Below are 26,078 nucleotides of genomic sequence, written 5' to 3' on the forward strand. Positions count from 1 at the left end.
ATGCTGGTGGCGCCGCCGGCCGAGGCGGGCCCCGCCCGCCGGCTCGGCGCGATCGGCGCGGCGGCGGAGATCGTCGCGGCCTGGCTCATCGAGCGCCGTCCCGGTCTGGTGCCCCAGGCGTACACCACCGGCCGGGCCCGCCGCCTGCGCCGGGCCTCGGAAGGCCTGACGCTGGCGGGAGCGCTCGTGGCCGTGTCCGTCGCCCGGCGCAGCCGCCCGGCCGCGGCCGCGGCGGGACTGGCCCTGCTCGCCGGGAGTGCCCTGCAGCGCTTCGGCACCTTCGAGGCGGGCGTCGCCTCCACCAGGGACCCCGCCTATGTCGTCGTCCCGCACCGCGAACGCCTGAACGCGGCCGGCACCGGCCGGGAGGTCCCGTGACTACAAAGCCCCGGCCTGCTGTGGATCCACAGCAGGCAGCTGACGTTGGCGGGCTGGAGCAGGTCGAGCCGGATCCCGTGAAGATGCCGGGAGCGAGATCAGCACGATCGAACTGTTGATGGTCGCGAGCAGCATGCCCAGCGTGGTGTTGGTCAGCGCAACCCACTTTTGACTTGCTCCTCGGGCTGAGGCCCGGGGATTCTGGCCTTCCGCTCCGGTGCCGTGCCGCTACGCGGCACGGGTACCGGTGCGGATTCCGCGGCTTCCTGCTTCACCGCGCTGTGCCGGACCAGGGTCCGGTCTTATCGGCGCTCCACAGGCTGTCACCGCCAGTCCGGCGGCCTGTTTGACGTTGATGGCGGCGTTGTGGTCCCGGTCGTGGGCCGCACCGCAGGCCGTGCAGGCCCATTCCTGCACGGCGAGGGGTTTGGGCCCGTCGCGGTGGCCGCAGGTGGAGCACACCTGGCTGGTGGGCTCGAACCTCCCGACCTTGACGAAGGTGCGCCCGTACCGGGCGGCCTTGTAGGCGAGCATGTGCACGAACTGGGACCAGCCCGCGTCGTGGACGCTCTTGGCCAGCCGGGTACGTGCCAGGCTCCTGACCGCCAGGTCCTCCACCGCGACCGCTTGGTTTTCGCGGATCAGCCAGGTGGAGAGCTGATGGTGGAACTCGTGGCGCGCGTCGGCCACCCGCGCGTGGGCGCGGGCGACCTTCCGGCGGGCCTTCTCGCGGTTCTTGGACCCCTTCTGCTTGCGGGACAGCTCCCGCTGGGCCTTCTTGAGCTTCTTCTCCGCGCGGCGCAAAAACCGCGGGGAGTCGATCTTCGTGCCGTCGGACAGGACCGCGAAGTGCGTCAGCCCGAGGTCGATGCCGACGCTCCGGCCGGTGTCGGGCATGCGGGCCGCGTCGGCGGCCGGGTCGGTGTCGACGACGAAGGAGGCGAAGTACCGCCCGGCAGCGTCCTTGACCACGGTCACACTGGACGGGACGGCGGGCAGGGACCGCGACCAGCGCACCCGCACCTCGCCGATCTTCGGCAGGCTCAGTCGCCCGGTGGGGGCGAGGGACCAGCGGGCGTTGGCGGTGAACCGGATCGCCTGCCTCACATCCTTGCGCGACTTGAAGCGCGGCGCACCCAGCTTCGGGCCCCTGCGCTCGCCTTTGAGGGAGGCGGAGAAGTCGCGGTAGGCGGCCTCGGCGTCCCGCAGTGCCTGCTGCAGCACCACCGCCGACACCTTCCCCAGCCAGTGCCGCTCCCGGGTCTTCTTCGCCTCGGTGAGAAGCGTCCGCGACAGCACCGCCGCGGTGGGAAACGGCTGACCCGCCGCCCGCGCCTGCTCCCGCGCCTCGACCGCGTCGTTGTACACCACCCGCGCACACCCGAACGCCCGGGCCAGCGCGCTGCGCTGGCCCGGTGACGGATCAAGGCGGAAGGCATACCGAAGCCGCATGATCCGGACGCTAGCACCCGCCACCGACGGTCCGGGGCGGATCAGCCAAATCCCACTCCGCCGGAACGATCCGGCGACGCTCCGCGCCGCACCCGCCGGGTCCGCTGCACCACCGGCATGAACGCCAGGGGCGCAGCGAATGAACCTCGGTAGCGCGGGTGGTCCACGCCGATCCACGTCCTTCGACCGCACTGCACGGCACCGGCGCTGTCCGGTGTGCGACCGTGCTCCTCGGTCGTCATCACGTGCACCCAGTACTGTGCTGTTCTGCCGGTGGACGCGGCTGCACGTCGTCCTCGAACATCCGTCGCACGAGCGGCAGGGTGGTCCGCACGGTCGTTCCCAGCGCCTGTTGTTGCTCCTCGGGCAGGCCGGCCAGCAGCTGGGCCAGGCGGGCGTCGCGCGCCTGCCTGCGCTCGGCGAGTACGTCGCGGCCGGCGTCCGTGACGGCGACGAGGGTGACCCGCCCGTCCTCGGGGTCGTCGACGCGCGCCACCAGGCCCTGGCGTTCCAGGCGCTGCACCAACTGGGTCATCGACGGCTGGGTGACGCCTTCCGCCGCCGCGAGCGCGGTGAGCCGGGCCGGGCCCTCGCGCTCCAGCCGGGCCAGGGTCGAGGCGGCGGTGAAGCTCATTCCGCGGCGGTCCGTCATGGCCCTGACCACGGCGGAAGCCACCTCGGCCAGGGCGTGCGCGGTTGCCTGCGGGTCGTACGCCGAGTGCGTTTCCTCCACGCATCCCAGTATCACGCGCCTATATAGGCGGCCTATAAAAATTTCGGCTCTGTCCCGTAATCGGTGGTAGCGCTGTGTGTTGATCACTGGAGGAGGATGCGGTGGCGGAGCAGGGGGAACCCGGCTCGGCCGTGCATCTGCCTCATGATCTTCTTGGTTCGCGTGTTGACGCCCTCGGTGCGACCGTTGTGGTACGGGGTGGTGAGTCCAGCGTTGACGGCTGCGCGGTCGAGTTCGAGGCCGTTCGCGAAGGAGTGCAGGTGGGGCAGGTCGACGGCGCGAACTGCCGTGATCCAGTCGGTCAGCTTGGCGTCGTTGCCCTCGGCCGGGGTCAGCAGCTGGGCAAACTCGCCGGTCAGGCTGGCAAGTTCGTTCATCTCGGGGCAGGCTTTGGTGAGTTCCCGCAGCAGTGCGGCGTCCTTGTCGCGCAGGTTCTCGGGGCGGGTGAGGAGGAGGCGGGCGAAGCGCTGCGGGGTGGTGACGGGCTTGTCTCCCTCGGCGCGGCCCTGGGTGATGTAGCGGTAGAGCAGGTTGAGGCTGCCCGTGTATCCCAACTCCTTGATTTCCCGGAAGAGCTGGAGGACGGGGACGGCTGGGTCGGCGGCGCGGCGGGCGCGGAGGTGGTCGCGGTAAGGGTCGACGAGCGTGGGCCGGTACCGGGGTGCGCGGCGCTCGGCGGTGGGTTCCTTCACGCGGGCGTACCGCTTGACTGTGTTCAGTGCGACGTTGAGGCGCCGGGCGCATTCGAGTAGGCCGACGCCCTTGTCGAGCAGCTCGTGGACTTGCTGCCAGCGTTCGCGGGTGGTCTGCTCGCGGATGCCCCCGGGTCGGGCGGGATTCACGGCGGTCGCCCAGCACGCGGCGTGGGAGCGGACCTCGGCCAGGACCTTGCCGCACAGGTTGCTCCACAGGTGCCACCTGTCGCTGACCTGCACCGCTTCGGGCAGGGCCTGGCGGATCGCCTCGCCGTAGGTGGCGGATCCGTCCCGGCAGACGTATTCGGCCCCGGGATGCTCGCGCAGCCACGCGGCCAGGGTCTCGGCGGTGCGATCGGGCAGGGCGTCGATCCGCTCGCCGGTCTCGGCGTCGATGATCACGGTGGCGTAGCGATGCCGGCGTTTGAGGGCGAAGTCGTCGACGCCGAGCACGCGCGGGACGCGCAGCGGCGGTGTCGCCCTGCGCATGAGCATGCGCAGGGCGGTTGAGCGAGAGATCCAGCAGGCCAGCACGCGCGAGAGACGGGCACCCGCCCGGCCCGCTAACTCCGCTACTACGGAGCCGAGTTGCTCGGCCAGGCGGTTGGTCCGGCGCTGGTAGCGCTCCACGACACCGGGAACCTGCTCACGGAACGTCTGCCGCGAGCAGCCGAGCACCGGGCACACCAGCCGCCGCAACCTCACCGAGACGACGACCCGCCGTCCGTCCACCGGCACGTCCGCGACCCTCCGCCCGTGGAAACCGTGCACCCGCCCTGTCGGCGTCCCGCACTCGGGGCACAGCACCGGATCGTCCCGGGTCCGCGCCGTCACCCGAATCAGACTGCCCTCGTCCGCCACACCCTCGATGACCAGCGCCGACAACCCCGAAAACACCACACTCACAAGCTCGTTGACATCTCGCACACCATGCCAACGAAGCTCGTCACCCGTCGTTACCACCGATTACGGGACAGAGCCAAAATTTCGGTAAGAGAACCCGGGAGAACCCCGAAGCGGCCGTCACCCCTGGCGCAGGTCCTTGACCCGGCGGATCTTGCCCACCGAGCGTTCCAGGGTCTCCGGGTCGACCACGCAGACCTCGACGCTGATGCCCACCGAGTCCTTCACCCCCTTGGCGATCGCCTTGGCGGCCGCGTCGCGCTGCTGCGGGGCCGCGCCGTGGCGGGCCTCGATGTGGACCGTCATGTGGTCCATGCGGCCGCGCTGGGTCAGCTGGATCTGGAAGTGCGGGGCGACGTCCGGCACCCGCAGGACCACTTCCTCGATCTGGCTGGGGAAGACGTTCACACCGCGCAGGATGATCATGTCGTCGCTGCGGCCGGTGATCTTCTCGATGCGGCGGAAGGCGGGCCGTGCGGTGCCGGGCAGCAGGCGCGTGAGGTCACGCGTGCGGTAGCGGATGATCGGCAGGGCTTCCTTGGACAGCGAGGTGAAGACCAGCTCGCCGCTTTCCCCCTCGGGCAGGACCTCGCCGGTGAACGGGTCGACGACCTCGGGGTAGAAGTAGTCCTCCCAGACGTGCAGGCCGTCCTTGGTCTCCACGCACTCCTGCGCCACGCCCGGGCCCATGACCTCGGACAGGCCGTAGATGTCGACGGCGTGGATGCCCATGCGCTCCTCGATCTCGCGGCGCATGGCCTCCGTCCAGGGTTCGGCGCCGAAGATGCCGACCTTCAGGGAGCTGGTGCGCGGGTCGACGCCCTGCCGCTCGAACTCGTCGAGCAGGGTCAGCATGTAGGAGGGCGTGACCATGATGATCTCGGGCCGGAAGTCCCGGATGATCTGCACCTGGCGCGCGGTCATGCCGCCCGAGGCGGGGATCACGGTGCATCCGGCCCGTTCGGCACCGTAGTGCGCGCCGAGGCCGCCGGTGAACAGGCCGTAGCCGTAGGAGATGTGGATCTTGTGACCCGGCCGGCCGCCGGCGGCGCGGATGGAGCGGGCGACGGCGTCGGCCCACATCGACAGGTCGTTCTCGGTGTAGCCGACGACGGTGGGGCGGCCGGTGGTGCCGCTGGAGGCGTGGATGCGCCGGACCTCGGACATGGGGACGGCGAACATGCCGAAGGGGTAGGTGTCGCGCAGATCGGCCTTGGTGGTGAAGGGGAAGTGGGCGAGGTCCTCGAGACTGCGGCAGTCGTCGGGCTTCACTCCGGCCTCGTCGAACTTCCTGCGGTACTGCTCGACGTTGTCGTAGGCGTGGCGCAGGGTCGCGCGGAGGCGGTCGAGCTGCAGCTCGCGGAGCTGTTCGCGGGTCATGCACTCGCCGCTGTCCAGCAGCTCGTCCGGGAGCGGCTGTCCCAGCCGGGGCCCCTGGTCCGGCGAGGCCGTCGGTTCGCTGCTCATCGCGACTCCTTCGTCTTCGTGCTTCGCATGCTGCGGCTGCGCCCGCGGAACTCCGCGATCACTTCTTCGCCCGCCCGTCCCCCGCCGCCCCCCTCGACGGACCGCGCTCCGCGCGGGCTGTCGCCGATACGCCGGACGCTCACGTCGTAGATCCCGCTGCGGCCGTACCGGGCGCGCTCGCGGGCCGTCGCCTCCAGGACGTCGCCCTCGTAGGCCGGGGCGATGAAGTCGATGTCGGCCGCGGCCGCGACGGTCACCGGCCCGTGGCTGTTGCACGCGCAGGCGAAGGCGGTGTCGGCGAACAGGAAGAGGTAACCGCCGTGGGCGATCCTGTGCCCGTTGACCATCGCCGGTGTCACGGTCATGCGCAGCACCGCGGTCCCCTCGCCGTGCCGCACCAGCTCGATGCCCAGAGACCGGGAGGCCTGGTCCGCGGCGAACATCGTCTCCACCGGACCGGGGTCCACGCCAGTGGCCTGTTCCACGTTTTTCACCACCTTGTGTACCGACCGAACATTCGGTTAGCGTCGGCGTTGTCAAGAAATCAAGCATCACCACTGCCTGTCAAGAGGTGGACCGCATGCCCGGCAACACTCCCGAGACCGTCGACTTCTTCGCCCGCCACCGTGAGCTGCTGGAAACGGCCGTCGCCGCCACCGCGAGCCGGGACCACTGGACGCCGTATCCGGAGTCGCCCAGCAGGTCGGTGTACGGCGAGGAGGCCGCGAAGCTCGGCGAGGCGGCCTTCCGGGACCAGCTGGGCAAGCCGTTCGCGCTGCCCGGGCACCCCGGGGACGGGACCGTGCGGGCCGCCGAGACCTCCCCCTACGGCTTTGCGCTCGGGATCAGCTACCCCCGTGTCGCGCCCGAGGAGGCGGTGACCGCGGCCAAGGCGGCCACCGGCGCCTGGCGCGCGGCCGGCCCCGATGTACGCGCCGGGGTCGCCGTCGAGATCCTGGCCCGGCTGAACGCCGCGAGTTTCGAGAACGCGCATGCCGTGCAGCACACCACCGGCCAGGCCTTCGTCATGGCGTTCCAGGCGGGCGGCCCGCACGCGCAGGACCGCGGTCTGGAGGCCGTCGCCTACGCCTGGGCCGAGCAGAAGCGGCACCCGGCCTCGGCCCGCTGGACCAAGCCGCAGCGCAAGGGCGGGGCGCTGGCCATGGACAAGAAGTTCACCCCGGTCGGCCGCGGTGTCTCGCTGCTGATCGCCTGCAACACCTTTCCGACGTGGAACGGTTATCCGGGCCTGTTCGCCAGTCTGGTCACCGGCAACCCCGTCGTGGTCAAGCCGCACCCGGGCGCCGTACTGCCTCTGGCGCTCACCGTGCGGACCGCCCGCGAGGTCCTGGCCGAGGCCGGCTTCGACCCCGATCTCGTGATCCTGGCAGCCGAGGAGCCCGGCGAGCGGACCGCGGGCTTCCTCGCGCTCCACCCCGACGTCCGCATCATCGACTTCACCGGCTCCACGGAGTTCGGCGACTGGCTGGAGACCAACGCCCGTCAGGCCGTCGTGTACACCGAGAAGGCCGGCCTCAACACGGTCGTCCTGGACTCCACCGACGACTACCGCGGGCTGCTGGGCAACCTCGCGTTCTCGCTGTCCCTCTACAGCGGGCAGATGTGCACCACCCCGCAGAACCTGCTGATCCCCCGTACGGGCATCGCCACCGATCAGGGCGTCAGGACCCCCGACGAGTTCGCCGCGGACCTGGGCGCCGCGCTGGACAGGCTGCTCGGCGCCCCGGACCGGGCGGTCGGCACGCTCGGCGCGATCGTCAACGACGGGGTGCGCGAGCGCCTGGAGAAGGCCGCGGCCCTCGGCCGCACCGCGCATCCCTCGCAGCCGGTCGAGCACCCCGAGTATCCGCAGGCCGTCGTCCGTACGCCGCTGGTCGCGCGCCTGGACGCGGAGGCGGACGAGGAGACGTACACCCGCGAGTGGTTCGGGCCCGTCTCCTTCGTCATCGCCACCGACTCCACCGAGCACAGCCTGCGGATCCTCCGTGAGACGGTGCGCGCCCACGGCGCGCTCACCGCCGCCGTGCACTCCACCCGTGAAGAGGTCCTCGCCGCGGCCGAGTCGGCGGCCCTGGACGCGGGAGTGCACCTGTCGGAGAACCTCACCGGCGGGGTCTTCGTCAACCAGTCCGCGGCGTTCAGCGACTTCCACGGCAGCGCCGCCAACCCGGCGGCCAGCGCCACGCTGTCCGATCCCGCGTTCGTCACGGGCCGCTTCGCGACGCTGCAGTCGCGCCGCCCCGTCGTCATCCAGGAGGGCACCCATGCCTGACGAGGTCTTTCTCATCGACGGGGCCCGCACCCCGCAGGGCCGCTACGGCGGCGCCCTGGCCTCCGTACGCCCCGACGACCTGGCCGCCCTGGTGGTCGGCGAGGCCGTCCGCCGCGCCGCGATACCGGCCGAGGCCGTGGACGAGGTCATTCTGGGCGCGGCCAACCAGGCCGGAGAGGACAATCGCGACGTGGCGCGCATGGCCGTGCTGCTGGCCGGGCTTCCGCACACGGTGCCCGGCTACACGGTCAACCGGCTGTGCGCCTCGGGCCTGACCGCGGTCGCCTCGGCCGCCCAGGCGATCCGGGCCGGGGAGGCCGATCTGGTCGTCGCGGGCGGCGTGGAGTCGATGACCCGGGCCCCGTGGGTCATGGAGAAGCCGGGCACTCCCTGGTCCAAGCCGGGCGAGGTGCACGACACGTCCCTGGGCTGGCGCTTCACCAACCCGCGTTTTTCCGCCGTCGACCGCGCGGTGCCCGCCGGGGCGGGCCCGGAGGCGGTGAAGGTGACCCTGTCGATGGGCGAGACGGCCGAGGAGGTCGCCGCGCTCGACGGCATCACCCGCGCCGACTCCGACGCCTTCGCGCTGCGCAGCCACCGGCGTGCCGTCGCCGCGCAGCAGGCCGGACACTTCGACCGCGAGATCGTGCCGGTCGAGGTGAAGGACGGGCGCGTGGAGCGCGACGAGGGGCCGCGGCCGTCGACGACGCCGGAGAAGCTGGGCAAGCTGCGCACCATCTTCCGCGAGGACGGCATCGTCACCGCGGGTTCGTCCTCGCCGCTGTCCGACGGGGCCGCGGCCCTGGTGGTGGCGAGCGCGGCGGCCGTCGAGCGGTACGGGCTCACGCCGCGCGCCCGGGTGGTCACGTCCGCCTCGGCCGGGGTGCAGCCCAACCTCATGGGGCTCGGGCCGGTTCCCGCCACGGAGAAGGCGCTCGCCCGCGCCGGCCGGCAGACCGCCGATCTGGACGCCGTCGAGCTCAACGAGGCCTTCGCCGCGCAGGCCCTGGCGGTCATCCGCCGGCTCAAGCTCGACGAGGACAAGGTCAACGCCGACGGCGGCGCCATCGCGCTCGGCCATCCGCTGGGCTGTTCGGGTGCCCGCATCCTGCTCACGCTGCTGGGCCGCCTGGAGCGCGAGGACGCCCGCCGTGGCCTGGCCACGCTGTGCGTGGGCGTGGGCCAGGGGATGGCGATGCTGGTGGAGCGGGTATGAATGACGTTCCGAGCGACACGGTGGGTGACGCCGCGTACGAGACGCTGCTCGTCGAGGAGCGCGAGGACCGGGTCGTGGTCACCCTGCACCGTCCCGAGGCGCGCAACGCCATCAGCGGGCTGATGATCCGTGAACTGCACGCGGTCTGCGACCTGCTGGAACGCGATCCGAAGCTGCTGCTGCTCACCGGGCACGGCAACGTCTTCGCCGGCGGCGCCGACATCGCGGAGCTGCTGCGGCGCGGCCGGGACGAGGCGCTGCAGGGGATCAACAGCCGTCTGTTCGAGCGGGTGCGCAGGCTGCCCATGCCGACGGTGGCCGCCGTCGACGGCTGGGCCCTGGGCGGCGGCGCCGAGTTGTCGTACGCCTGCGACATCCGGATCGCGGGACCCGACGCCGTCTTCGGCAATCCGGAGCCGGGGCTCGGCATCCTGGCGGCGGCCGGGGCCTGCTGGCGGCTTCCCGAACTGGTCGGCGAGTCGGTCGCCAAGCAGGTGCTGCTCGCCGGGCGGAATCTGGACGCGCGGGCGGCTCTGGCCGCCGGTCTCGTCATCGACGTCGTGCCCGCGGAGAAGCTGCTCGACGATGCGCACGCGCTGCTGGACCGCATGGCGCGGTCCTCGGCCACGGCGCTGCGTCTGACCAAGCTCGTCGTGGACGCGCCGGGCGCGCACCCGGTCGCCGACGACCTGGCGCAGGCCGTGCTCTTCGAGGGACGGGACAAGCAGGACCGGATGACGCGTTTCCTGGCGAGGAAGAACGGGAGCAGTACATGAGCAGTCCGACCGTGCCCGCCGTCGTCGGTGTGATCGGCGGCGGCCGGATGGGGACCGGGATCGCACAGTCGTTCGCGGCGATCGGCTCGTCCGTGACCGTCGTGGAGAGCGGTGCGCAGGCCGCGGCCGACGCCGTGGACCGGATCGCCGCCGGGCTGCGGCGGGCCGCCGAACGCGGCAGGCTCGCCGAGCCCGCCGAGCAGGTGCTCGGCCGGATTGCCGCCGTGGAGTCCGTGGACGGGCTGCCGCCGGACGCCGAGCTGGTCGTCGAGGCCGTGCCGGAGAACGCCGGACTCAAGGCACGGCTGCTGGCCGCGGCCGAAGCGGCGGTGGACTCCACGACCGTACTGGCCACCAACACGAGTTCTCTGTCGGTGACCGAGCTGGCCTCGGCGCTGAAGGAGCCGGGCCGCTTCCTGGGCATGCACTTCTTCAACCCCGTGCCCGCCTCCGAGCTGATCGAGATCGTCGTCGCGCCGGACACCTCGCCGGAGGCCGTGCGGGCCGCGCTGGACTGGACCCGGGCGCTCGGCAAGAAGGACGTCGTGGTCAAGGACTCCCCCGGATTCGCCAGCAGCCGGCTCGGCCTGGCGCTCGGCCTGGAGGCGATCCGCATGGTCGAGGACGGGGTCGCCGAGCCGGAGGCGATTGACGACGCGATGAGCCTCGGCTACAAGCACCCGATGGGTCCGCTGCGCCTGACCGACCTGGTGGGACTGGATGTGCGCCTGGCCATCGCCGAATACCTGCACGCCACGCTCGGGGAACGGTTCGCCCCGCCGCAACTGCTGCGCGACAAGGTCGCCCGGGGCGAGCTGGGCCGCAAGTCGGGGCAGGGGTTCTACACCTGGCAGTGACCTCGCCGGGAGCGGCCGGGGCGGAGCTGGGTGCCGTGCCGGAGTGTGAAGCGGCGCCCAGGGGGTTGCCGGAGCCGCCGAAATTCGACAGACTATGTACCGAACGAACGGTCGGTTGGGGAGCTGGTTATCGATGACCACGTCACAGGGCGCTCAGTCGGGCGGCGACGGCGCGGAGCCGCGGCTCCAGGAGCATTTCGACGCGACGATCGCGAGGGATCAGCGGATCGAGCCCCGGGACTGGATGCCCGAGGGCTACCGCAGGACGCTGATCCGGCAGATCGCGCAGCACGCCCACTCGGAGATCATCGGCATGCAGCCGGAGGGCGAGTGGATCACCAGGGCGCCCTCACTGCGCCGCAAGGCCATCCTCTTCGCGAAGGTCCAGGACGAGGCCGGACACGGCCTGTACCTGTACTCGGCGGCCGAGACCCTGGGCGCCGACCGCGCGGACCTCACCGAGCGCCTCATAGAGGGCCGGCAGAAGTACTCGTCGATCTTCAACTACCCGACGCCGACCTTCGCCGACGTCGGCGTGATCGGCTGGTTCGTCGACGGTGCGGCGATCTGCAACCAGGTGCCGCTGTGCCGCAGTTCGTACGGTCCGTACGCCCGCGCCATGGTGCGGATCTGCAAGGAGGAGTCGTTCCACCAGCGTCAGGGCTATGAGCTGCTGATGACGATGATGCGCGGCACCGACGCCCAGCGCGAGATGGTGCAGGACTCGGTGAACCGCTGGTGGTGGCCGTCCCTGATGATGTTCGGTCCGCCCGACGGCGACTCCCCCAACTCCGCGGCCTCGATGGCCTGGAAGATCAAGCGGCACAGCAACGACGAACTGCGCCAGCGCTTCGTCGACATGACCGTCCCGCAGGCCGCCAAGCTGGGCGTCACCCTGCCCGACCCCGAGCTGCGCTGGAACGAGGAGCGCGGCCGCCACGACTTCGGCACCCCCGACTGGTCCGAGCTCAAGCGCGTGATCAGCGGCGACGGACCCTGCAACGAGCAGCGCATCGCACGGCGGCGGGCCGCCCACGAGGAGGGCGCCTGGGTGCGCGAGGCGGCGACCGCCCACGCGGCCAAGCGGGCCGCCCGGTCCGGGCAGACCCGGGAAGCCCAGAACACCCAGGAAGGAACGGCGGCATGAGCAACACCGACGGCACGAAGGACAGCTGGCCGCTGTACGAGGTGTTCGTCCGCGGCAAGCGCGGCCTGAACCACGTCCACGTCGGCTCGCTGCACGCCGCCGACGACGCGATGGCGCTCAGCCACGCCCGCGACCTGTACACCCGGCGCAACGAAGGCGTGAGCATCTGGGTGGTGCGCTCGGAGCACATAGCCGCCTCCACCCGCGACGAGAAGGACCCCTTCTTCGCCCCCAGCGCCGACAAGGTCTACCGCCACCCCACCTTCTACGACATCCCCGACGATGTCCCCCACATCTAGGAGCAGGACGACATGAGCGACGTCACCGACGACCACGTCTACCTGTCCCTGACCGAGGAGCACGGGGACTCGGACGCCCGTTGGGCCTTCGGCACCGGGTTCGAGGACCCGCTGCACGGCGTCGACACCGCCGTGCCGGCCACGGTCGACGCCGCCGAGCTGGCCGCGTGCTGCCTGGCCCTCGGTGACGACGCCCTGGTCGGCGCGCAGCGCCTGGCCCAGTGGTGCACCCGGGCTCCGGAGCTGGAGGAGGAGGTGGCCCTGGCCAACATGGGCCTCGACCTGCTCGGCCAGGCACGGCTGCTGTACGCACGCGCCGGGCAGGTGGACGGCAGCGGCCGGGGCGAGGACGCCTACGCCTACTTCCGTGACGCGGAGGACTTCCGCAACGTCCGGCTCGCCGAACTCCCCAACGGCGACTTCGCGTTCTCCATCGCCCGGCTGCTGGTGCTGTCCTGCTGGCGCCTGGCCGTCTTCCAGCGGCTCGCGGCCACCGCACCGGACCCGGTCCTGAAGGCCGTCGCGGCCAAGGGGGTCAACGAACTCGCCTACCACCGCCAGTTCGCGGCCGACTGGGCGGTGCGCCTGGGCGACGGCACCGAGGAGTCGCACCGGCGGATGCGGGCGGCCCTGGCCGGCATCGCCCCGTACACGGCCGAACTCTTCGCCTCCCGGCCGGGATTCGGCATCGACCCGGCGGACGTACGGGAGGAGACCATGGCCGTGCTCCAGCAGGTTCTCGACGCCGCCGGACTGGAGCTGCCGGCGGCCGAGGCACTGCCTGGACAGGGCAGGGAAGGCGACCACACCGAGCACCTGGCCCCCCTGCTGGACGAGCTGCAGAGCGTGGCCCGCGCCCACCCGGAGGCGACATGGTGACCACCCTGGACGAACGGCGTGCCCGGCACGTGGCCGAGCAGGTCCCGGACCCGGAGCTGCCGATGCTCACCCTGGCCGACCTCGGCATCCTGCGCGCTGTCGAGGTGAGGGAGGACGGCACGGTCGTCGCGGGCCTGACCCCCACCTACTCGGGCTGTCCCGCGATGGCGGAGATGCGCGCCGACGTCGCCGCGCGGCTGCGGGCGGCCGGCTTCGCGCGGGTGGAGATCCGTACGGTGCTCGACCCGCCGTGGACGACGGACTGGATCACGCCCGAGGGCCGCCGCAAGCTCACCGAGGCCGGCATCGCGCCGCCCGGCACCGCGCCCCGGCGCACCGGCGGACCCGTGCCGCTTCAGCTGTCGGCCACGCGCAGCGCCGTGGCGTGCCCCCGCTGCGGGTCGTCGGACACCGAGGAGACGTCCCGCTTCTCCGCCACCTCCTGCAAGGCCCTGTGGCGCTGCCGCAGCTGCCTGGAGCCGTTCGAGTACGTCAAGGAGATCTGATGGGCCCGACCCCCACGACGGCGGACGCCCCCGTGTCCGCCGCCCCCGCGCGCCCGCGGCGCCGTCCGGCCTTCCACCCGCTGCGGGTCGCCGCGGTGCAGCCGCTGTGCGCCGACGCGGCCGCCATCAGCTTCGACATACCCGACGAGCTGGCGGAGGAGTTCGCCCACCGGCCCGGCCAGTCGCTCACCCTGCGCCGCGAGATCGACGGGCACGACGAGCGCCGCTCGTACTCCATCTGCTCCCCCGTCGGCGCCCGCCCCCGCATCGGCGTGCGGGTCGTGCCCGGCGGACTGTTCTCCTCCTGGCTGGTCCATGAGGTGCGCCCCGGGGACACGATCGAGGTGATGGCCCCCACCGGCGCCTTCACCCCCGACCTCACCGAGCCGGGCCACCACGTCCTGATAGCCGCCGGCTCCGGCATCACCCCGATGCTGTCCATAGCCGAGTCCGTGCTGGCCGCGGACACCCGCTCCCGGGTCACGCTCTTCTACGGCAACCGCCGCACCGACACGGTGATGTTCGCCGACGAGCTCGCGGACCTGAAGGACCTCTACCGCACCCGTTTCCAGCTCGGGCACGTGCTGTCCCGCGAGCCGCGCGAGGCCGAACTGCTGTCGGGGCGCCTGGACGCCGAGCGCCTCGCCGCGCTCATCGACGGGCTCGTCGACGTGCGCGGCGCGGACCACTGGTGGCTGTGCGGTCCGCACGGCATGGTCCGGGACGCGCAGAAGCTCCTCGGGGACCTCGGCGTCCCGGCGGACCGCGTCCACCAGGAACTGTTCTTCGCCGACGACGAGCCGATCCGCACCGTCCGCCACGAGGACGCCCCCACGGACGGCCCGGTCAGCCAGGTCACCATCACCCTCGACGGCCGCTCCACCACCTCGCCGCTACCCCGCGGGACGACGATCCTGGACGGGGCGACGCGGGTGCGCCCCGACATGCCCTTCGCCTGCAAGGGCGGCGTGTGCGGCACCTGCCGTGCCCTGGTCACCGACGGCGAGGCCGACATGCGCCGCAACTACGCGCTCGAACCCTCCGAGGTCGACGCCGGATACGTACTGACCTGCCAGACGTTCCCCGTCTCCGAGACGCTGACCGTCGACTTCGACAGCTGAGCGAACAGCGGGAACGGTGATCCGCACAGAACGGGAACGGTGATCCGGACGGAAGGGGAGTGAGCCCGGCGCCCTCCGCGGGGTGCCGGGCACAAAGAAGGCGGGGGCTCAGCGCACCGTGCGCGTGTGTGCGCGTGTGCGTGCGCTCGAAGGTGGCGAAGGCTTCCTCCTGCCGCCGCTCCGGTTCCGCCTTCGGGCTGCCCGTCGGCAGGTGCCGGCGGGTCTGCGCCCGGACGGGCTCGGGGCTCGCCGGAGCGTTCGCCGCGGCGGGCCGCGGCGAGGCGTTAGCCCGGGCCGTGGGATTTTGCCCGGCCACAGGCTCTCGCCCGGCAGGACCGCGTACTCCGGCGAGGCGCGGGCCGGGTCCTTCGACCCGGGGTGGCTCGGGCCGCACGTGCCGGCCGCGTACTCGTACGCATACTCGTTGGCTCGTTGGCCGATGCCCGATCCGGGACACGCCGGGGTCGTCTGCCGCCAGTCGCCCTCGTGGACGAGGCCGACGCCGTGCCCGACGCGTTCGGCGCGGACGACGCCGACGGCCTCCTCGATATGGCCCTCAGGTCCTCCGACTTGGCCGGCCCAGGCCACAACTCGCCCGAGTGCAGAATGACATGGGCCTTCGGGGTACTGGGTGCGCAGACAGCCGGTCATGCGCACCCGCAGGCTGTGGCCGCGCGGCGAGCTGTCCCGGTCCTCGGGCCGGGCGAGGCCGACCGCGACGGTATAAAGAATTCCTATGCCTGCCGCCCTGCGGTTCACGGATAGGCTCTGTGCTCAATCCTCTGGACGTGATCCGGGTCACCCCTTTTTCCCGAAACGCAAGGAGCCCACCCGTTGAACGCGATGTGGCGCGTGAATCCGCAGAAGACAGCACTGCTCGTCATCGACATGCAGAACGACTTCGTCCTCGAGGGATATCCGATGGAAGTGCCGATGGCACGCCGGCGGATACCCCGGATGCAGGAGGTCATCACAGAATGCCGAGCGGCCGGAATTCCGGTCGTCTACACCCAGCACATTCTGCTGGACACGTTCAATGTGTCCCCGCTGGAATCCGCCTACAACCCGGCGCTTTTGAACGCGGGCATGCGGGAGGGCAGCTTCGGCGCCGAGGTCGTCGACGACCTGAAGCCGGAGCCCGACGACGTCGTCATCCAGAAGCACCGCTACGACGCGTTCCACAACACGCAGCTGGAGAACGTGCTGACCAGCATCTCGGGCTTGCGCCAGGTGGACACGGTGATCATCATCGGCACCCTCACCGAGGTCTGCTGCGACTCCACCGCGCGCGGAGCCTACATGCGCGATTTCAAGGTGGCTTTCATCAGCGATGCCACCGGAGCGCTCAGCGACGAGGCGCAAGCAGCCACGGAGAAAACCATCAGTACATTCTTCGGCCGGGTGCTCCCGACCGGGGAACTGGTCGCGGAGATCCGTGAGGGCCGGGAAGGAAGAGCGGAATGAAACCAAGAGAGTACGACGTCCGCTACGAGCGCTCGGCAGTGCTGCTGTTGTCCCTCGGATTCGGTCTCGTCGGTCTGGACCGCTGGATCATCAGCCCGCTGTTCCCCTCGATGATGAAGGATCTCGGGCTCGACTACCAGGACCTGGGCAATATCATCGGCGTTCTCGGGCTGGCCTGGGGATGCTCCTCCCTTCTCATCGGCGGCCTCTCCGACCGGCTGGGCCGGCGCAAAATCCTGGTCGGTTCGATCGTCCTGTTCTCGGTCTGCTCGCTGCTGACCGGGTTCGTCAGCGGGCTCGCCAGCCTGCTCGTCGTGCGGGCCGTCATGGGCATCACCGAGGGCGGGTTCACCCCGACCGCGGTGGCCGCCACGGCGGAGGCGTCGCGACCGGAGCGCCGCGGACTGAACATGGGCACCCAGCAGAGCACCTTCGCCCTGTTCGGCATCGGCCTGGGCCCGATCATCGCCACCCAGTTGCTGCGGGTCCTGCCGAGCTGGCACTGGGTCTTCGGACTCATGCTGCTCCCCGGCCTGGTCCTGGCCTGGTTCGTCTTCCGGACCATACGCGAGCCGCACCAGCTGCCGGCCTTCGAATCCGCTGTCGCGTCCACCTCCCAGGAGAGGACCCGCTGGCTGGACGTCTTCCGCTACCGGAACATCCGGCTGGCCATCGTCGCCCTGTGCGGCGCCATGACCTGCATCTTCGTACTGAGCGCCATGGTGCCGAGCTACCTGGTCGACCACCAGGGCATCGGAACCAGCCAGATGGGCGTCATCGCCTCCGGCATCGGTTTCGGCGCCTTCGCGGGCCAGCTGGCCATCCCCGGACTGTCCGACCGCTTCGGCCGCAAGCCCGTGGTCCTCGTCGCCCTGCTGATGGCGATGTGCATGCTGGTCGGCTTCATCCTGCAGGGGCCGGTGGTGCCGCTGCTGTTCCTGCTGCTGTTCTTCGTCGCCTTCGGCACCAACGGCTGCCTGGCCCTGCTCGCCGGAACCGTGACCGTGGAGTCCGTCCCCGCCGGTCTGATGGCGGCCGCCGCCGGCACCGTCATGGGCGTCGCGGAGATCTTCGGCGGCGGCGTCGCCCCGTCGGTCGCCGGGTTCCTGGCCCAGAACTACGGCATCCACACCGTCCTCTACCTCGCGCTGGGCGGACTGCTGCTCTGCGTGGGCGCCGCCTCCTTCCTCCAGGAGACGGCGCCGAAGAAGACCGGGCGCAGGGACCGGGAGGACACCGCCGTCACGGCGGCCGCGGGCGCCTGACCGCGGTAGGGGGCGAGAAACCGCCCGGAACCGGACGACGTGCGCGTGGGCGGGCGTCACCCGGCTCCGGGCTCGCCGCCGTGGAGGAACCGTGCGACCGACCGGGCGAACGCCTCGGTCACCCCGTGGTCCCGTCCGGCGTCGCTGACGCCCACGGTGACGCTGATCTCGGGAAGCAGCCCCGGCAGCGGAGTCGAGGGAAGGTCCGCCACGCACCCTGTCCCGTCGTCGAGGACGACACCGGCCGGAACCACCGTGATGCACTCGCCCAGGCGGATCAGCGCACGCATGGTCCGGTAGTCGTCCACCACGTGGAAGCGGGAGATCTCGTACGTCTCGATCAGCGTGGTGGTGATCTGCGCGTGGTGGGTCAGTACCGGGTTGTCGAAGAGGACGAACCGGTAACGGGAGAGCAGTTCCTTCAGGGCCGGGGCGCTGGTCTCCTCCAGGGCCGTCCCCGGCGGATGGACCAGAGCCATGTCCTCAGTGCCGATGACCTCCGTGTGGAACGGGTAGTCCGGGTCCACGGAGTAGAAGAGCCCGGCGTCGAGCTGGTTGAGTTCCAGCAGGTCGATCAAGGTCGTGGCCGGACGGCTGGTCACCCGGAACTCGTCGGCCCCGTAGGTGCTCAGCGCGCTGCTCACCACGGCCCCCACCGACCGCTCGGACAGCCAGTCGTCCACGCCGAACATGACCTTGTGGGGATGACCGGCCACCTCGGCGAAGCTGCGCGGCTTGGACGTGTCCTCCCTGCCGAGGACGGCCGAGGCGTTCGACAGGTCCCGTATGAGCTGGGCGGCGTACGGCAGGAAGTAGGCGCCCTGGTGCGTCAGCACCACACCGGTCCAGCCTCGTTCGAACAGCACGAAGCCGAGGCTCTCCTCCAGACGCCGCAACCGCTGGCTCATGGTCGGCTGCGAGACGTAGAGGCAGGCGGCGGCCTTGGAGATGCTCCGGTACTTGGCCACGGCCAGGAAGGAGCGAAGGGCGTCAAGGTCCACGGTTGCCCCGCTTCCGGTCACGACATCGGGCTGCTCTAGTCGGACCCTACTGCCCCTCACAGCCCTTGTGACCTGCTGGGACCGGATAGGTCAGCCGTCCGTCCCGGACCCGTGCGTGCTGGTGCAGGGTGGCCGGCTTCGTCCTGGTGGGGGACATGATGTCCAGGACCTCCATGCCCGCGACGATCAGCGCGTCGGTGATCAGTCCGCGGTGGCAGCGCCACGGCACCGCCTCGCTGCACATGATCGCCGGCCGTTCGTGCTCCGCCAGCTCCAGCAGTTCGTCCAGGCCTTCCGCGAACGCGTCGGTCGCCATGTAGTCGGCGTAGTCGCGGAAGGCCTTGACGCGCCATGCTCCGTTCACACTCGGCACGCCCTCGGGGGTGTGCCGGCGGCCGCCCAGCTTCCGGATCCACCGGTATCCGATGCCGGCGGGCAGTGCCTCGGTGATCGCTGCCTGGTTCCACTGCGGGAACTTCCTGGACGACGGGAAGGAACGGACGTCGACCAGGTACGTGACATCGTTGTTCCGCAGCATCGTCAGCAGCTCGTCGAAGTCGCGGGTCGAATGTCCCACCGTGCAGATGCGGTTCGCCATGCCTCCACCTCTGGCGCATGTGGTCCCACGGTCACACCATCATGCACCGTGCGCAGGGGTCACTGCCCCCGCGGTGCTCCGCCTCGCCCGCCTGGTCAGGTCCACCCAGTGGTGCGACGCTGGGGAGGTGAGGTGTCCCTGGGGGAAATCCGGGAGGGCCGATGGGGCGTGACGTCCCGGCGATGGTCTTCACCCGCGAGGACCGCCGCCGGTACCGGATCAAGATGCAGGAGTGCCTCGAGGCGCTCGCGCAGATGCTGCGCGAGTCGCGGTTCGAGTCCGAGCGGCCCCAGGTGGGGCTGGAGATCGAGCTGAACCTGGTCGACGGCGAGGCGGAGCCGGCGATGCGCAACAGCGATGTGCTGGAGGCGATCGCGGACCCCGCCTGGTCCACGGAGCTGGGCCGGTTCAACCTCGAGATCAACATTCCGCCCCGGCGGCTGACGGCGGGCGGCCCCGACTCCTGGGAGTCCGAGATCCGCGACGCGCTGAACCACGCGGAGCAACGCGCGCAGTCGGTCGGCGCGCATCTGATCATGATCGGCATCCTTCCCACGCTGCGGCAGGAGGACGTCGGCGAGGCGGCGCTGTCGGAGAACCCTCGCTACCACCTGCTCAACGACCAGGTCTTCGCGGCCCGGGGCGAGGACCTGCGCATCGAGGTGGACGGCGACGACCGGCTGCGGACCTACGCCGACACGATCACCCCGGAGGCCGCGTGCACCAGCACCCAGTTCCACCTCCAGGTGTCCCCGGAGGAGTTCGCCGGCTACTGGAACGCGGCGCAGGCGATCGCCGGCGTCCAGGTCGCGCTGGCGGCGAACTCTCCGTTCCTGTTCGGCAAGGAGCTGTGGCACGAGACCCGTATCCCGCTGTTCGAGCAGGCCACCGACACCCGCCCGCAGGAGATCAAGGTGCAGGGGGTGCGGCCCCGGGTGTGGTTCGGGGAACGGTGGATCAACAGCGTCTTCGACCTCTTCGAGGAGAACCTGCGCTACTTCCCCGCGCTGCTGCCCCTGTGCGACGAGCAGAGCCCCGCGGAGACGCTGGACCGCGGCGACGTTCCCGAGCTGGGCGAGCTGACCCTGCACAACGGCACCATCTACCGCTGGAACCGCCCGGTCTACGCCCTCGCCCACGACAAACCGCACCTGCGGGTGGAGAACCGTGTGCTGCCCGCCGGCCCGACCGTCGCCGACACCCTCGCCAGTGGGGCCTTCTACTACGGGCTCACCCGCGCCCTGGTGGAGGAGGACCGGCCGGTGTGGTCGCGGATGTCCTTCTCAGCCGCTGAGGACAACCTGCACACGGCGGCGCGGCACGGCATCGAGGCACGGCTGTACTGGCCCGGGATGGGCGAGGTGCCGGTGCCCGAACTCGTCCTGCGGCGGCTGCTGCCGCTGGCGCACCGGGGGCTGGAGCTCTCCGGGATGGACGATGCCTGGCGGGAGCCGCTGCTCGGCATCATCGAGCAGCGGTGCGTCACCAGCCGCAACGGAGCGGTCTGGCAGAAGGAGATGCTCCACCACCTCGACGACACCACCCACGTCGGCCGTCACGAGGCCCTGCGGCGCATGACCCAGGTGTACAGCGACTACATGCACCTCAACGCCCCGGTCCACACCTGGCCGGTCGACTGAGCGGTCCGGCCGGTTCCCCGGCCCGCGCCGCCCCCGTCCTCCGGCCCCGGCCCGGCCCGGACACACGGATGTCCCGGCGTCCCCTCCGCGGGGTCCGCCGGGGCATCCCGGACGAGTGCGGCGGCTACCGCGTGGCCAGGTAGTCCTCCACGCCCGGAGCCGTGTGCGCGTCCTCGGCGTTCACCACGCCGCCGACCGCCTTCGCGTCGGGCCGCAGCACATACGTCTCGGTACTCGCGGGACGGTCGATGTCGGAGAAGTTCTGCGCGGTGCCGAGACCGGTGTCCGCGTTCTTCTGCGAGCGGTGCGCCTTGACGACGTCCTCCCGGGTGAGGCCGCCCGCCTCGCAGGCCTTCTTCAGGTCCGCGCCGATCAACTGGGCGGCGTTGTAACCGGACAGCACCCCCGAGTCGACCGGCGAGTCCGGGTACTTCTTCTGGTACGACGCCACCATGCGCTGCACGCCCGGCAGGTCGGAGCTGACCGCGGGCGCGGCGCTGACGATGTGCAGCATGGCCGCCAGTGCCGGTGCTGCGGGGGTCTTCATCAGCTGGGGCGCGAAGCCCGGGGCGCTGCTGACGACGGGGACGCGCAGGCCCCGGGAGGCCGCGACGCCGACGAGGGATGCCGTCTGGGCGGGTCCGGCGCTGATCAGTACGGCCTTCACACCCTCCTTGTGGAGCGCCGACACCTGGGCGGACAGATCGGTGTCCGTGGCCTGGATCTTCTGGCCGGTCACCTTCAGCCCGGCCTTCCGCGCCGCCCACGTGGAGCCCTCCAGCGCGTTGGCGCCGTAGTCGCCCTCGAAGTAGACGTGGCCGATGGTGTCGCCCTTCTTCAGTCCCTTGTCGCGGGTGAGGAAGTCCACCGCGGCGATCATGTCGACGTCGTAGGTGGTGCCGAGCACCTGGACGGCGTCCTTGCCGAGCAGGGAGGCCGCCCAGGCCTGCGGGAAGGTGAGCATCCGGTCGCGCTCGATGTCGTCGAGCAGGGCCGCCACGACCGGGGAGCCGATGACCTGGGGCAGGGCCACGACATCCGGGGAGATGTCGGCGTAGGCGGTGACCGCCTTCTGCACGTCGTACCCGTGGTCCTTGACGACGATCTCGACCGTGCGGTCGCAGATGCCGCCCTTGGCGTTGGTCTCGTCCGCCCACATCTGCTGGGCCTGCACGAGGCTCTTGCCGAGCGTGGCGTAGGGGCCCGTCAGGTCGGTGAGGGCGCCCAGCTTGATGGTCCTGGCGTCGACGCCCGGTCCGGTGCGTACGCCGTCGGCGGCGGCGCCGCCCCCGTTGCCGCCCCCGGCCTTGGAACTGCATCCGGTGGCCGCGAGCAGCAGGGCGAGGGTCCCGGCGAGGACGGCCCCGGTGGTGCGACGCCGGTTGCGGTGCCTGTGATGGGTGAGGTTCACGGGGTGTGCTCCTTGGATCGTGCGGCTGCGGCCGGTTGCGGAGGTGAGGTGACGGGGTCCGTGCCAGGGGTACGGGGGCGGCGGAGCCGTACGCGGTCCCGGGCGCGGCGGACGATGCCGTGCAGACCGTCGGGCGCGTACAGCAGGACCAGGACGATCGCGGCGCCGTAGAGGTAGCGGGCGGCCTCGGTGGGACCCACGAATCCCTCGGCCGAACCGGGAGCGGTCACCAGCGGGAGCTGGTCGGCGTAGCGGGTCATCAGCAGTGGGAGCGCGGTGACGAAGACGGCGCCCGCGGTGGCGCCGGCGACCGAGCCCAGGCCGCCGATGACGATCATGGCGAGGTAGTCGACGGAGAGGGCGAGGGAGAAGTAGTCCGGGACGACACGGCGGAAGGCGAGTGCCAGGAGAACGCCCGCCAGGCCCGCGTACAGGGACGACACCACGAAGGCCGCCGAGCGGTGCCGGGCCACGTCGACGCCCATCACCCCGGCCGCGGTCTCGCTGTCGCGCAGGGCGGCCAGGGCCCGGCCGGGACGCCCGCGCAGCAGACCGCGGGCGGTGAACCAGGTGAACGCGAACAGTGCCAGACCCAGGAACCACAGCCGCTCCTCGGCGCCGAACGGCACGCCGAGCACGGTCAGTTCGGGGTCGCCGGCCCCGAAGGTGAACCCGCCGAGCGTGAGCGGAGGAACGGAGCGGCCGTTGAAGCCGCCGGTGACGGAGTCCGCGGTCAGCAGCACATGGTGGCCGAGGAAGACCAGCGCGAGGGTGGCGATGCCCAGGTAGATGCCGCGCACCCGGCCCGCGACGGGGCTGAACAGACCGCCCGCCGCTCCGGCGAGCAGCACGGCGAGGAGCGCGGCGAGGCCCGGTGGCAGCCCTGGTCCGGGCTCCCCCGCCAGCCATACGTAACCGTAGGCTCCGACGGCGAGGAAGAAGGCGTGTCCGAGGGAGAGCTGGCCCGCGGTGCCGGTGAGCAGGGCGAGTCCGACGGCGCCGATGGCCGCGGCCATGGAGAACAGGCCGATCCGCAGCCAGAAGGCGTCCAGGTAGAACGGCGGAAGGCACAGCGTGACGGCCAGCAGCGCGATCCCTGCCCGGCGGCTCGTCAGGCCGTCGAGGAGACGGTCAGACACGGACCGCTCCCTTCGCGCCGAACAGCCCGTTGGGCCGTATCAGGAGCACCAGCAGCATCACGGCGTACGGGGCGACGTCGCCGAACCCCTCGCCGAGCATGTGCAGGTCGGACTGGTGTCCGACGACGAGCGCCTCGGTCAGGCCGATGAGCAGGCTGCCCGCGAGGGCGCCGGCCGGGGAGGCCAGCCCGCCGAGGATCGCGGCCGGGAACGCGTTGAGCGCGATCTGGCCGGTGGTGCGCTCCAGGCCCGGCGCCGGGAAGGCGGCGAGGAACACCGCGGCCAGCGCGGCGAGCGCGCCCGCCAGGCACCAGGCGCCCGCGCGCACCCGGCTGAGCCGTACGCCCATGAGGGCGGCGGCCTCCAGGTCCTCCGCCGCCGCCCGCAGGGACAACCCCCAGGGGGTGAACCGGAAGAGCGCGAACACCGCGCCGATGACCACGGTGGACACCAGGATCGCGGCGAGCCGGCTGTCGGCGACGGTCACCGGCCCGAGTGCGGTCACCGAGTCGCCCCACGGGTCTCCCAGCGACAGCAGGTCGCCGCCGATGCGCCGGGCCAGGTCGGTCAGCAGGACGATGTCGATGCCGATGGTGATGATGGTCTGTACATGGGCGGAGTGGGCGCTCTGGCCGCCGCGCTGCAGCAGGAACCGGTCGAGGACGCCCGCGAGGACGGCAGTCGCGAGGACCGCCAGCGCCAGGGCACCGGCGAAGCCGAGGTCGTCATGGAGGACGGCGGTGAGATAGCCGCCGAACAGGAGCAGTGAGCCGTGGGCGAAGTTGAGGACGCCCGAGGCCTTGAAGATGACGACGAAGCCGAGGGCGATCAGCGCGTAGACCGCGCCGAGGGCGAGTCCGCCGAGGAGGTTGTCGAGAAACCCGGTCATGCGGCGTCCTCCGCCTGTACGTCGGCGCCGAGGTAGGCGCGCAGCACCTCGGGGTCCTGGCGGACCTCGTCCGGGGTGCCGTGGGCGATGGGCCGGCCGAAGTCGAGCACGGTGACGTCGTCGGCAAGGCGCATGACCAGGCCCATGTCGTGCTCCACGAGGACGATGGACAGCCCGAGTTCGGCCCGCAGATCGCCTATGACCTCGGCCATGCGGGCCCGTTCGGCGGCGTTCATGCCGGCCACGGGTTCGTCGAGAAGCAGCACGCGGGGCTCCAGACAGAGGGCGCGGGCGAGTTCCACGCGTTTGCGGTCGCCGTACGACAGCAGCGCCACCGGACTGCCGAGGTGTTGTCCGAGGCCGGTGAGTCCGGCGATCTCGCGCACCCGGTCGAGGTGCTCGCGCTGTTCCCGCACGGCCCGCGGCAGGCGCAGCGCGCTCGCGGCGAAGCCGGCCCGGGACAGGGCGTGACGGCCGAGCATCAGGTTGTCGGCGACGGTGCCCTGGGTCGTGACGATGTTCTGGAAGGTACGGGCCACGCCGAGCGCGGCGATGCGGTGCGGGGCGAGCCGGGTCAGCTCGGTGCCGCCGAGCGTCACCGTGCCGGCGGCCGGGCGGCACAGGCCGGACAGCACGTTGAAGCAGGTCGACTTGCCGGCGCCGTTGGGTCCGATGAGCGCGTGCACCGAGCCGGGCACGACGGTGAAGGAGACCCCGTCGAGTGCGGTGAGTCCGGCGAAGCGCACGGTCACGTCCCGTACGCCGAGCACGGGCGGCGCGGCGGGGGTGCGGTCGTTCACGCGGCCCCCTGGTCCTCGGCCGCCTCGCCCAGGTAGAGGCGGCGCACGGCGTCGGTGCGGGCGAGTTCGCCGGCGGGGCCGGACAGGCGGGTCTCGCCGACCTCCAGGACGTGGGCGTGGTCGGCGAGGGAGAGCGCCATGCCCGCGTTCTGCTCGACCAGCAGCACGGCGGTGCCCTGGGCGTTGATCTCACGGATCACCTCGGCGATCCGGTGCACCATCTGCGGGGCCAGGCCGAGTGAGGGCTCGTCGAGGAGGAGCAGGCGGGGGGCTGCCATCAGAGCGCGGCCGATGGCGAGCATCTGCTGCTCGCCCCCGGACAGCAGGCCGGCGGCCTGACGGGTGCGCTCCGCGAGCCGGGGGAAGAGCGCGAACACACGGTCACGGGCCTCCTGGACCTGTACCCGGCCGCGCCGGCCGAGTCCGAGCCCTCCGCTGCGCAGGTTCTCGTCGACCGAGAGCCCGGCGAACACCCGCCGTCCCTCGGGGACCTGAACGACTCCGGCGCGTACCGCCGCCACCGGGTCCTTGCCGTCGAGCACCGTGTCGCCGTAGCGGATACGGCCGCCCGTGATCGCGCCACGGTGCAGGCGCAGCGTGCCGGACACGGCCCTCAGCAGGGTCGTCTTGCCGGCACCGTTGGCGCCGAGCAGGGTCACGACACCGCCGTGCGGCACGGTCAGGGACACGGAGCGGAGCGCGGACAGGGCGCGCCCGTACGTCACGTCGACGTTCTCGACGTGCAGCGCGGGCCGGTCGTCCGGTGGTGCTTCGGGCATCGCGGCTCCTCGGGGCCGTGCCGCGGGGCAGCAACGGCTTCGGGGGATGAGGGGCTCACCACAGCACGGGCGCGAGGGGGCGGTACAGGTTTCCGGCCGGGGTCGCTGCGGTGTCCCAATGGGGGTGGGCGGGAGTTGTGCGGGTGCCCAGGCGGGTGGCGGGCCGGTGCTCCGGGCGGGCGAGAGCTCGTCTCCGGCCGGTTGCCCACCGCACCGTGTCGGGCCGTACCGCACGCCTGGCCGCACCACGTGTTCCGGCCGCGTGGGCCGGCGCTCCCGGGGTCCCTCAGGGCGGAGGCACGCCGCGGCGCACCCCGGGGCCGGCCGGGCGACGCCGAGCGGCAGTGTGCGCGGCCGGGGCACCGCGGTC

24 protein-coding genes and 1 pseudogene are annotated in these 26,078 nt (G+C 71.6%); 13 read left to right on the forward strand and 12 right to left on the reverse strand.

The window, feature by feature from the left end; translation table 11 throughout:
* A pseudogene (locus DEP02_RS21300) lies at positions 1-378 on the forward strand (NrfD/PsrC family molybdoenzyme membrane anchor subunit); the annotation flags it as partial.
* Between the two features lie 228 nt (positions 379-606).
* On the opposite strand, the gene DEP02_RS21305 reads toward DEP02_RS21300, so the two are convergent.
* The 5 genes from DEP02_RS21305 to paaI all read right to left on the reverse strand — a co-directional run bounded on the left by DEP02_RS21305 (position 607) and on the right by paaI (position 6,113).
* Entirely contained in the window at positions 607-1,830 is a 1,224-nt protein-coding gene (locus DEP02_RS21305) for an RNA-guided endonuclease InsQ/TnpB family protein (RefSeq protein ID WP_112469282.1), read from the reverse strand.
* 241 nt (positions 1,831-2,071) lie between these two features.
* Positions 2,072-2,563 (reverse strand): MarR family winged helix-turn-helix transcriptional regulator, encoded by a 492-nt coding sequence (locus DEP02_RS21310; protein ID WP_232839219.1) that lies wholly within the window; start codon positions 2,561-2,563, stop codon positions 2,072-2,074.
* Between the two features lie 83 nt (positions 2,564-2,646).
* On the reverse strand, positions 2,647-4,185 hold the full coding sequence (locus DEP02_RS21315; protein ID WP_438947788.1) for an ISL3 family transposase: 1,539 nt from the start codon (positions 4,183-4,185) through the stop codon (positions 2,647-2,649).
* Between the two features lie 96 nt (positions 4,186-4,281).
* Entirely contained in the window at positions 4,282-5,628 is a 1,347-nt protein-coding gene (gene paaK, locus DEP02_RS21320; protein ID WP_112469284.1) for a phenylacetate--CoA ligase PaaK, read from the reverse strand.
* Positions 5,625-6,113: a hydroxyphenylacetyl-CoA thioesterase PaaI gene (gene paaI, locus DEP02_RS21325; protein ID WP_232839220.1), complete on the reverse strand. Its 489-nt coding sequence runs from the start codon at positions 6,111-6,113 to the stop codon at positions 5,625-5,627. The genes paaK and paaI overlap by 4 nt, the downstream gene beginning before the upstream one ends.
* Before the next feature lie 95 nt (positions 6,114-6,208).
* Here paaI and paaN point away from each other — a divergent pair, with 95 nt between their 5' ends.
* From paaN to DEP02_RS21385, 11 genes are all read left to right on the forward strand, one after another.
* Entirely contained in the window at positions 6,209-7,921 is a 1,713-nt protein-coding gene (paaN, locus tag DEP02_RS21330) for a phenylacetic acid degradation protein PaaN (protein WP_112469306.1), read from the forward strand.
* Positions 7,914-9,137: a thiolase family protein gene (locus DEP02_RS21335; protein WP_112469286.1), complete on the forward strand. Its 1,224-nt coding sequence runs from the start codon at positions 7,914-7,916 to the stop codon at positions 9,135-9,137. Before paaN ends, DEP02_RS21335 begins: the two co-directional genes overlap by 8 nt.
* Complete coding sequence (locus tag DEP02_RS21340; RefSeq protein WP_112469287.1) at positions 9,134-9,913, forward strand: enoyl-CoA hydratase/isomerase family protein; 780 nt, start codon at positions 9,134-9,136, stop codon at positions 9,911-9,913. Before DEP02_RS21335 ends, DEP02_RS21340 begins: the two co-directional genes overlap by 4 nt.
* A complete protein-coding gene (locus DEP02_RS21345; protein ID WP_112469288.1) occupies positions 9,910-10,770 on the forward strand; it encodes a 3-hydroxyacyl-CoA dehydrogenase family protein in 861 nt (286 codons plus the stop codon). Before DEP02_RS21340 ends, DEP02_RS21345 begins: the two co-directional genes overlap by 4 nt.
* Before the next feature lie 133 nt (positions 10,771-10,903).
* Positions 10,904-11,917, forward strand: a complete 1,014-nt coding sequence (gene paaA / locus DEP02_RS21350; RefSeq protein ID WP_112469289.1) for a 1,2-phenylacetyl-CoA epoxidase subunit PaaA — start codon at positions 10,904-10,906, stop codon at positions 11,915-11,917.
* The gene (paaB, locus tag DEP02_RS21355; RefSeq protein WP_112469290.1) at positions 11,914-12,216 is read left to right on the forward strand and encodes a 1,2-phenylacetyl-CoA epoxidase subunit PaaB; all 303 of its coding nucleotides are present in this window, start codon (positions 11,914-11,916) and stop codon (positions 12,214-12,216) included. Before paaA ends, paaB begins: the two co-directional genes overlap by 4 nt.
* A gap of 12 nt (positions 12,217-12,228) precedes the next feature.
* On the forward strand, positions 12,229-13,095 hold the full coding sequence (gene paaC, locus DEP02_RS21360) for a 1,2-phenylacetyl-CoA epoxidase subunit PaaC (RefSeq protein WP_112469291.1): 867 nt from the start codon (positions 12,229-12,231) through the stop codon (positions 13,093-13,095).
* Positions 13,089-13,601 carry a 1,2-phenylacetyl-CoA epoxidase subunit PaaD gene (gene paaD, locus DEP02_RS21365; protein ID WP_112469292.1) on the forward strand — a complete coding sequence of 171 codons (513 nt, stop codon included), beginning with the start codon at positions 13,089-13,091 and terminating at the stop codon, positions 13,599-13,601. Before paaC ends, paaD begins: the two co-directional genes overlap by 7 nt.
* Positions 13,601-14,722: a 1,2-phenylacetyl-CoA epoxidase subunit PaaE gene (gene paaE, locus DEP02_RS21370; protein WP_112469293.1), complete on the forward strand. Its 1,122-nt coding sequence runs from the start codon at positions 13,601-13,603 to the stop codon at positions 14,720-14,722. Before paaD ends, paaE begins: the two co-directional genes overlap by 1 nt.
* Positions 14,723-15,565: 843 nt before the next feature.
* Positions 15,566-16,186, forward strand: coding sequence for an isochorismatase family protein (locus tag DEP02_RS21380; protein ID WP_232839221.1), 621 nt, complete (start codon positions 15,566-15,568; stop codon positions 16,184-16,186).
* Positions 16,183-17,451, forward strand: a complete 1,269-nt coding sequence (locus tag DEP02_RS21385) for an MFS transporter (RefSeq protein WP_112469296.1) — start codon at positions 16,183-16,185, stop codon at positions 17,449-17,451. Before DEP02_RS21380 ends, DEP02_RS21385 begins: the two co-directional genes overlap by 4 nt.
* Positions 17,452-17,507: 56 nt before the next feature.
* On the opposite strand, the gene DEP02_RS21390 is transcribed toward DEP02_RS21385, so the two are convergent.
* Entirely contained in the window at positions 17,508-18,452 is a 945-nt protein-coding gene (locus DEP02_RS21390) for a LysR family transcriptional regulator (RefSeq protein WP_157977502.1), read from the reverse strand.
* A 46-nt stretch (positions 18,453-18,498) separates the two neighbouring features.
* Positions 18,499-19,050 (reverse strand): DUF488 domain-containing protein, encoded by a 552-nt coding sequence (locus DEP02_RS21395; RefSeq protein WP_112469298.1) that lies wholly within the window; start codon positions 19,048-19,050, stop codon positions 18,499-18,501.
* Positions 19,051-19,211: 161 nt separating this feature from the next.
* Between DEP02_RS21395 and DEP02_RS21400 the strand changes: the two genes are divergently transcribed.
* Positions 19,212-20,690 (forward strand): glutamate-cysteine ligase family protein, encoded by a 1,479-nt coding sequence (locus tag DEP02_RS21400; RefSeq protein WP_112469299.1) that lies wholly within the window; start codon positions 19,212-19,214, stop codon positions 20,688-20,690.
* Positions 20,691-20,814: 124 nt separating this feature from the next.
* Here DEP02_RS21400 and DEP02_RS21405 read toward each other — a convergent pair whose 3' ends face one another.
* From DEP02_RS21405 to DEP02_RS21425, 5 genes are read right to left on the reverse strand one after another with little or no spacing between them, the layout of a single operon-like run.
* A complete protein-coding gene (locus DEP02_RS21405; RefSeq protein ID WP_112469300.1) occupies positions 20,815-22,101 on the reverse strand; it encodes an ABC transporter substrate-binding protein in 1,287 nt (428 codons plus the stop codon).
* On the reverse strand, positions 22,098-23,240 hold the full coding sequence (locus tag DEP02_RS21410; protein WP_112469301.1) for a branched-chain amino acid ABC transporter permease: 1,143 nt from the start codon (positions 23,238-23,240) through the stop codon (positions 22,098-22,100). Before DEP02_RS21410 ends, DEP02_RS21405 begins: the two co-directional genes overlap by 4 nt.
* Positions 23,233-24,129 carry a branched-chain amino acid ABC transporter permease gene (locus DEP02_RS21415; protein ID WP_112469302.1) on the reverse strand — a complete coding sequence of 299 codons (897 nt, stop codon included), beginning with the start codon at positions 24,127-24,129 and terminating at the stop codon, positions 23,233-23,235. Before DEP02_RS21415 ends, DEP02_RS21410 begins: the two co-directional genes overlap by 8 nt.
* Positions 24,126-24,929 (reverse strand): ABC transporter ATP-binding protein, encoded by an 804-nt coding sequence (locus tag DEP02_RS21420; RefSeq protein WP_112469303.1) that lies wholly within the window; start codon positions 24,927-24,929, stop codon positions 24,126-24,128. Before DEP02_RS21420 ends, DEP02_RS21415 begins: the two co-directional genes overlap by 4 nt.
* Complete coding sequence (locus DEP02_RS21425) at positions 24,926-25,708, reverse strand: ABC transporter ATP-binding protein (protein ID WP_112469304.1); 783 nt, start codon at positions 25,706-25,708, stop codon at positions 24,926-24,928. Before DEP02_RS21425 ends, DEP02_RS21420 begins: the two co-directional genes overlap by 4 nt.
* Positions 25,709-26,078 lie beyond the last annotated feature (370 nt).

Origin of the sequence: Streptomyces triticisoli, assembly GCF_003270085.1 — a bacterium.
GTDB classification, from domain to species: domain Bacteria; phylum Actinomycetota; class Actinomycetes; order Streptomycetales; family Streptomycetaceae; genus Streptomyces; species Streptomyces triticisoli.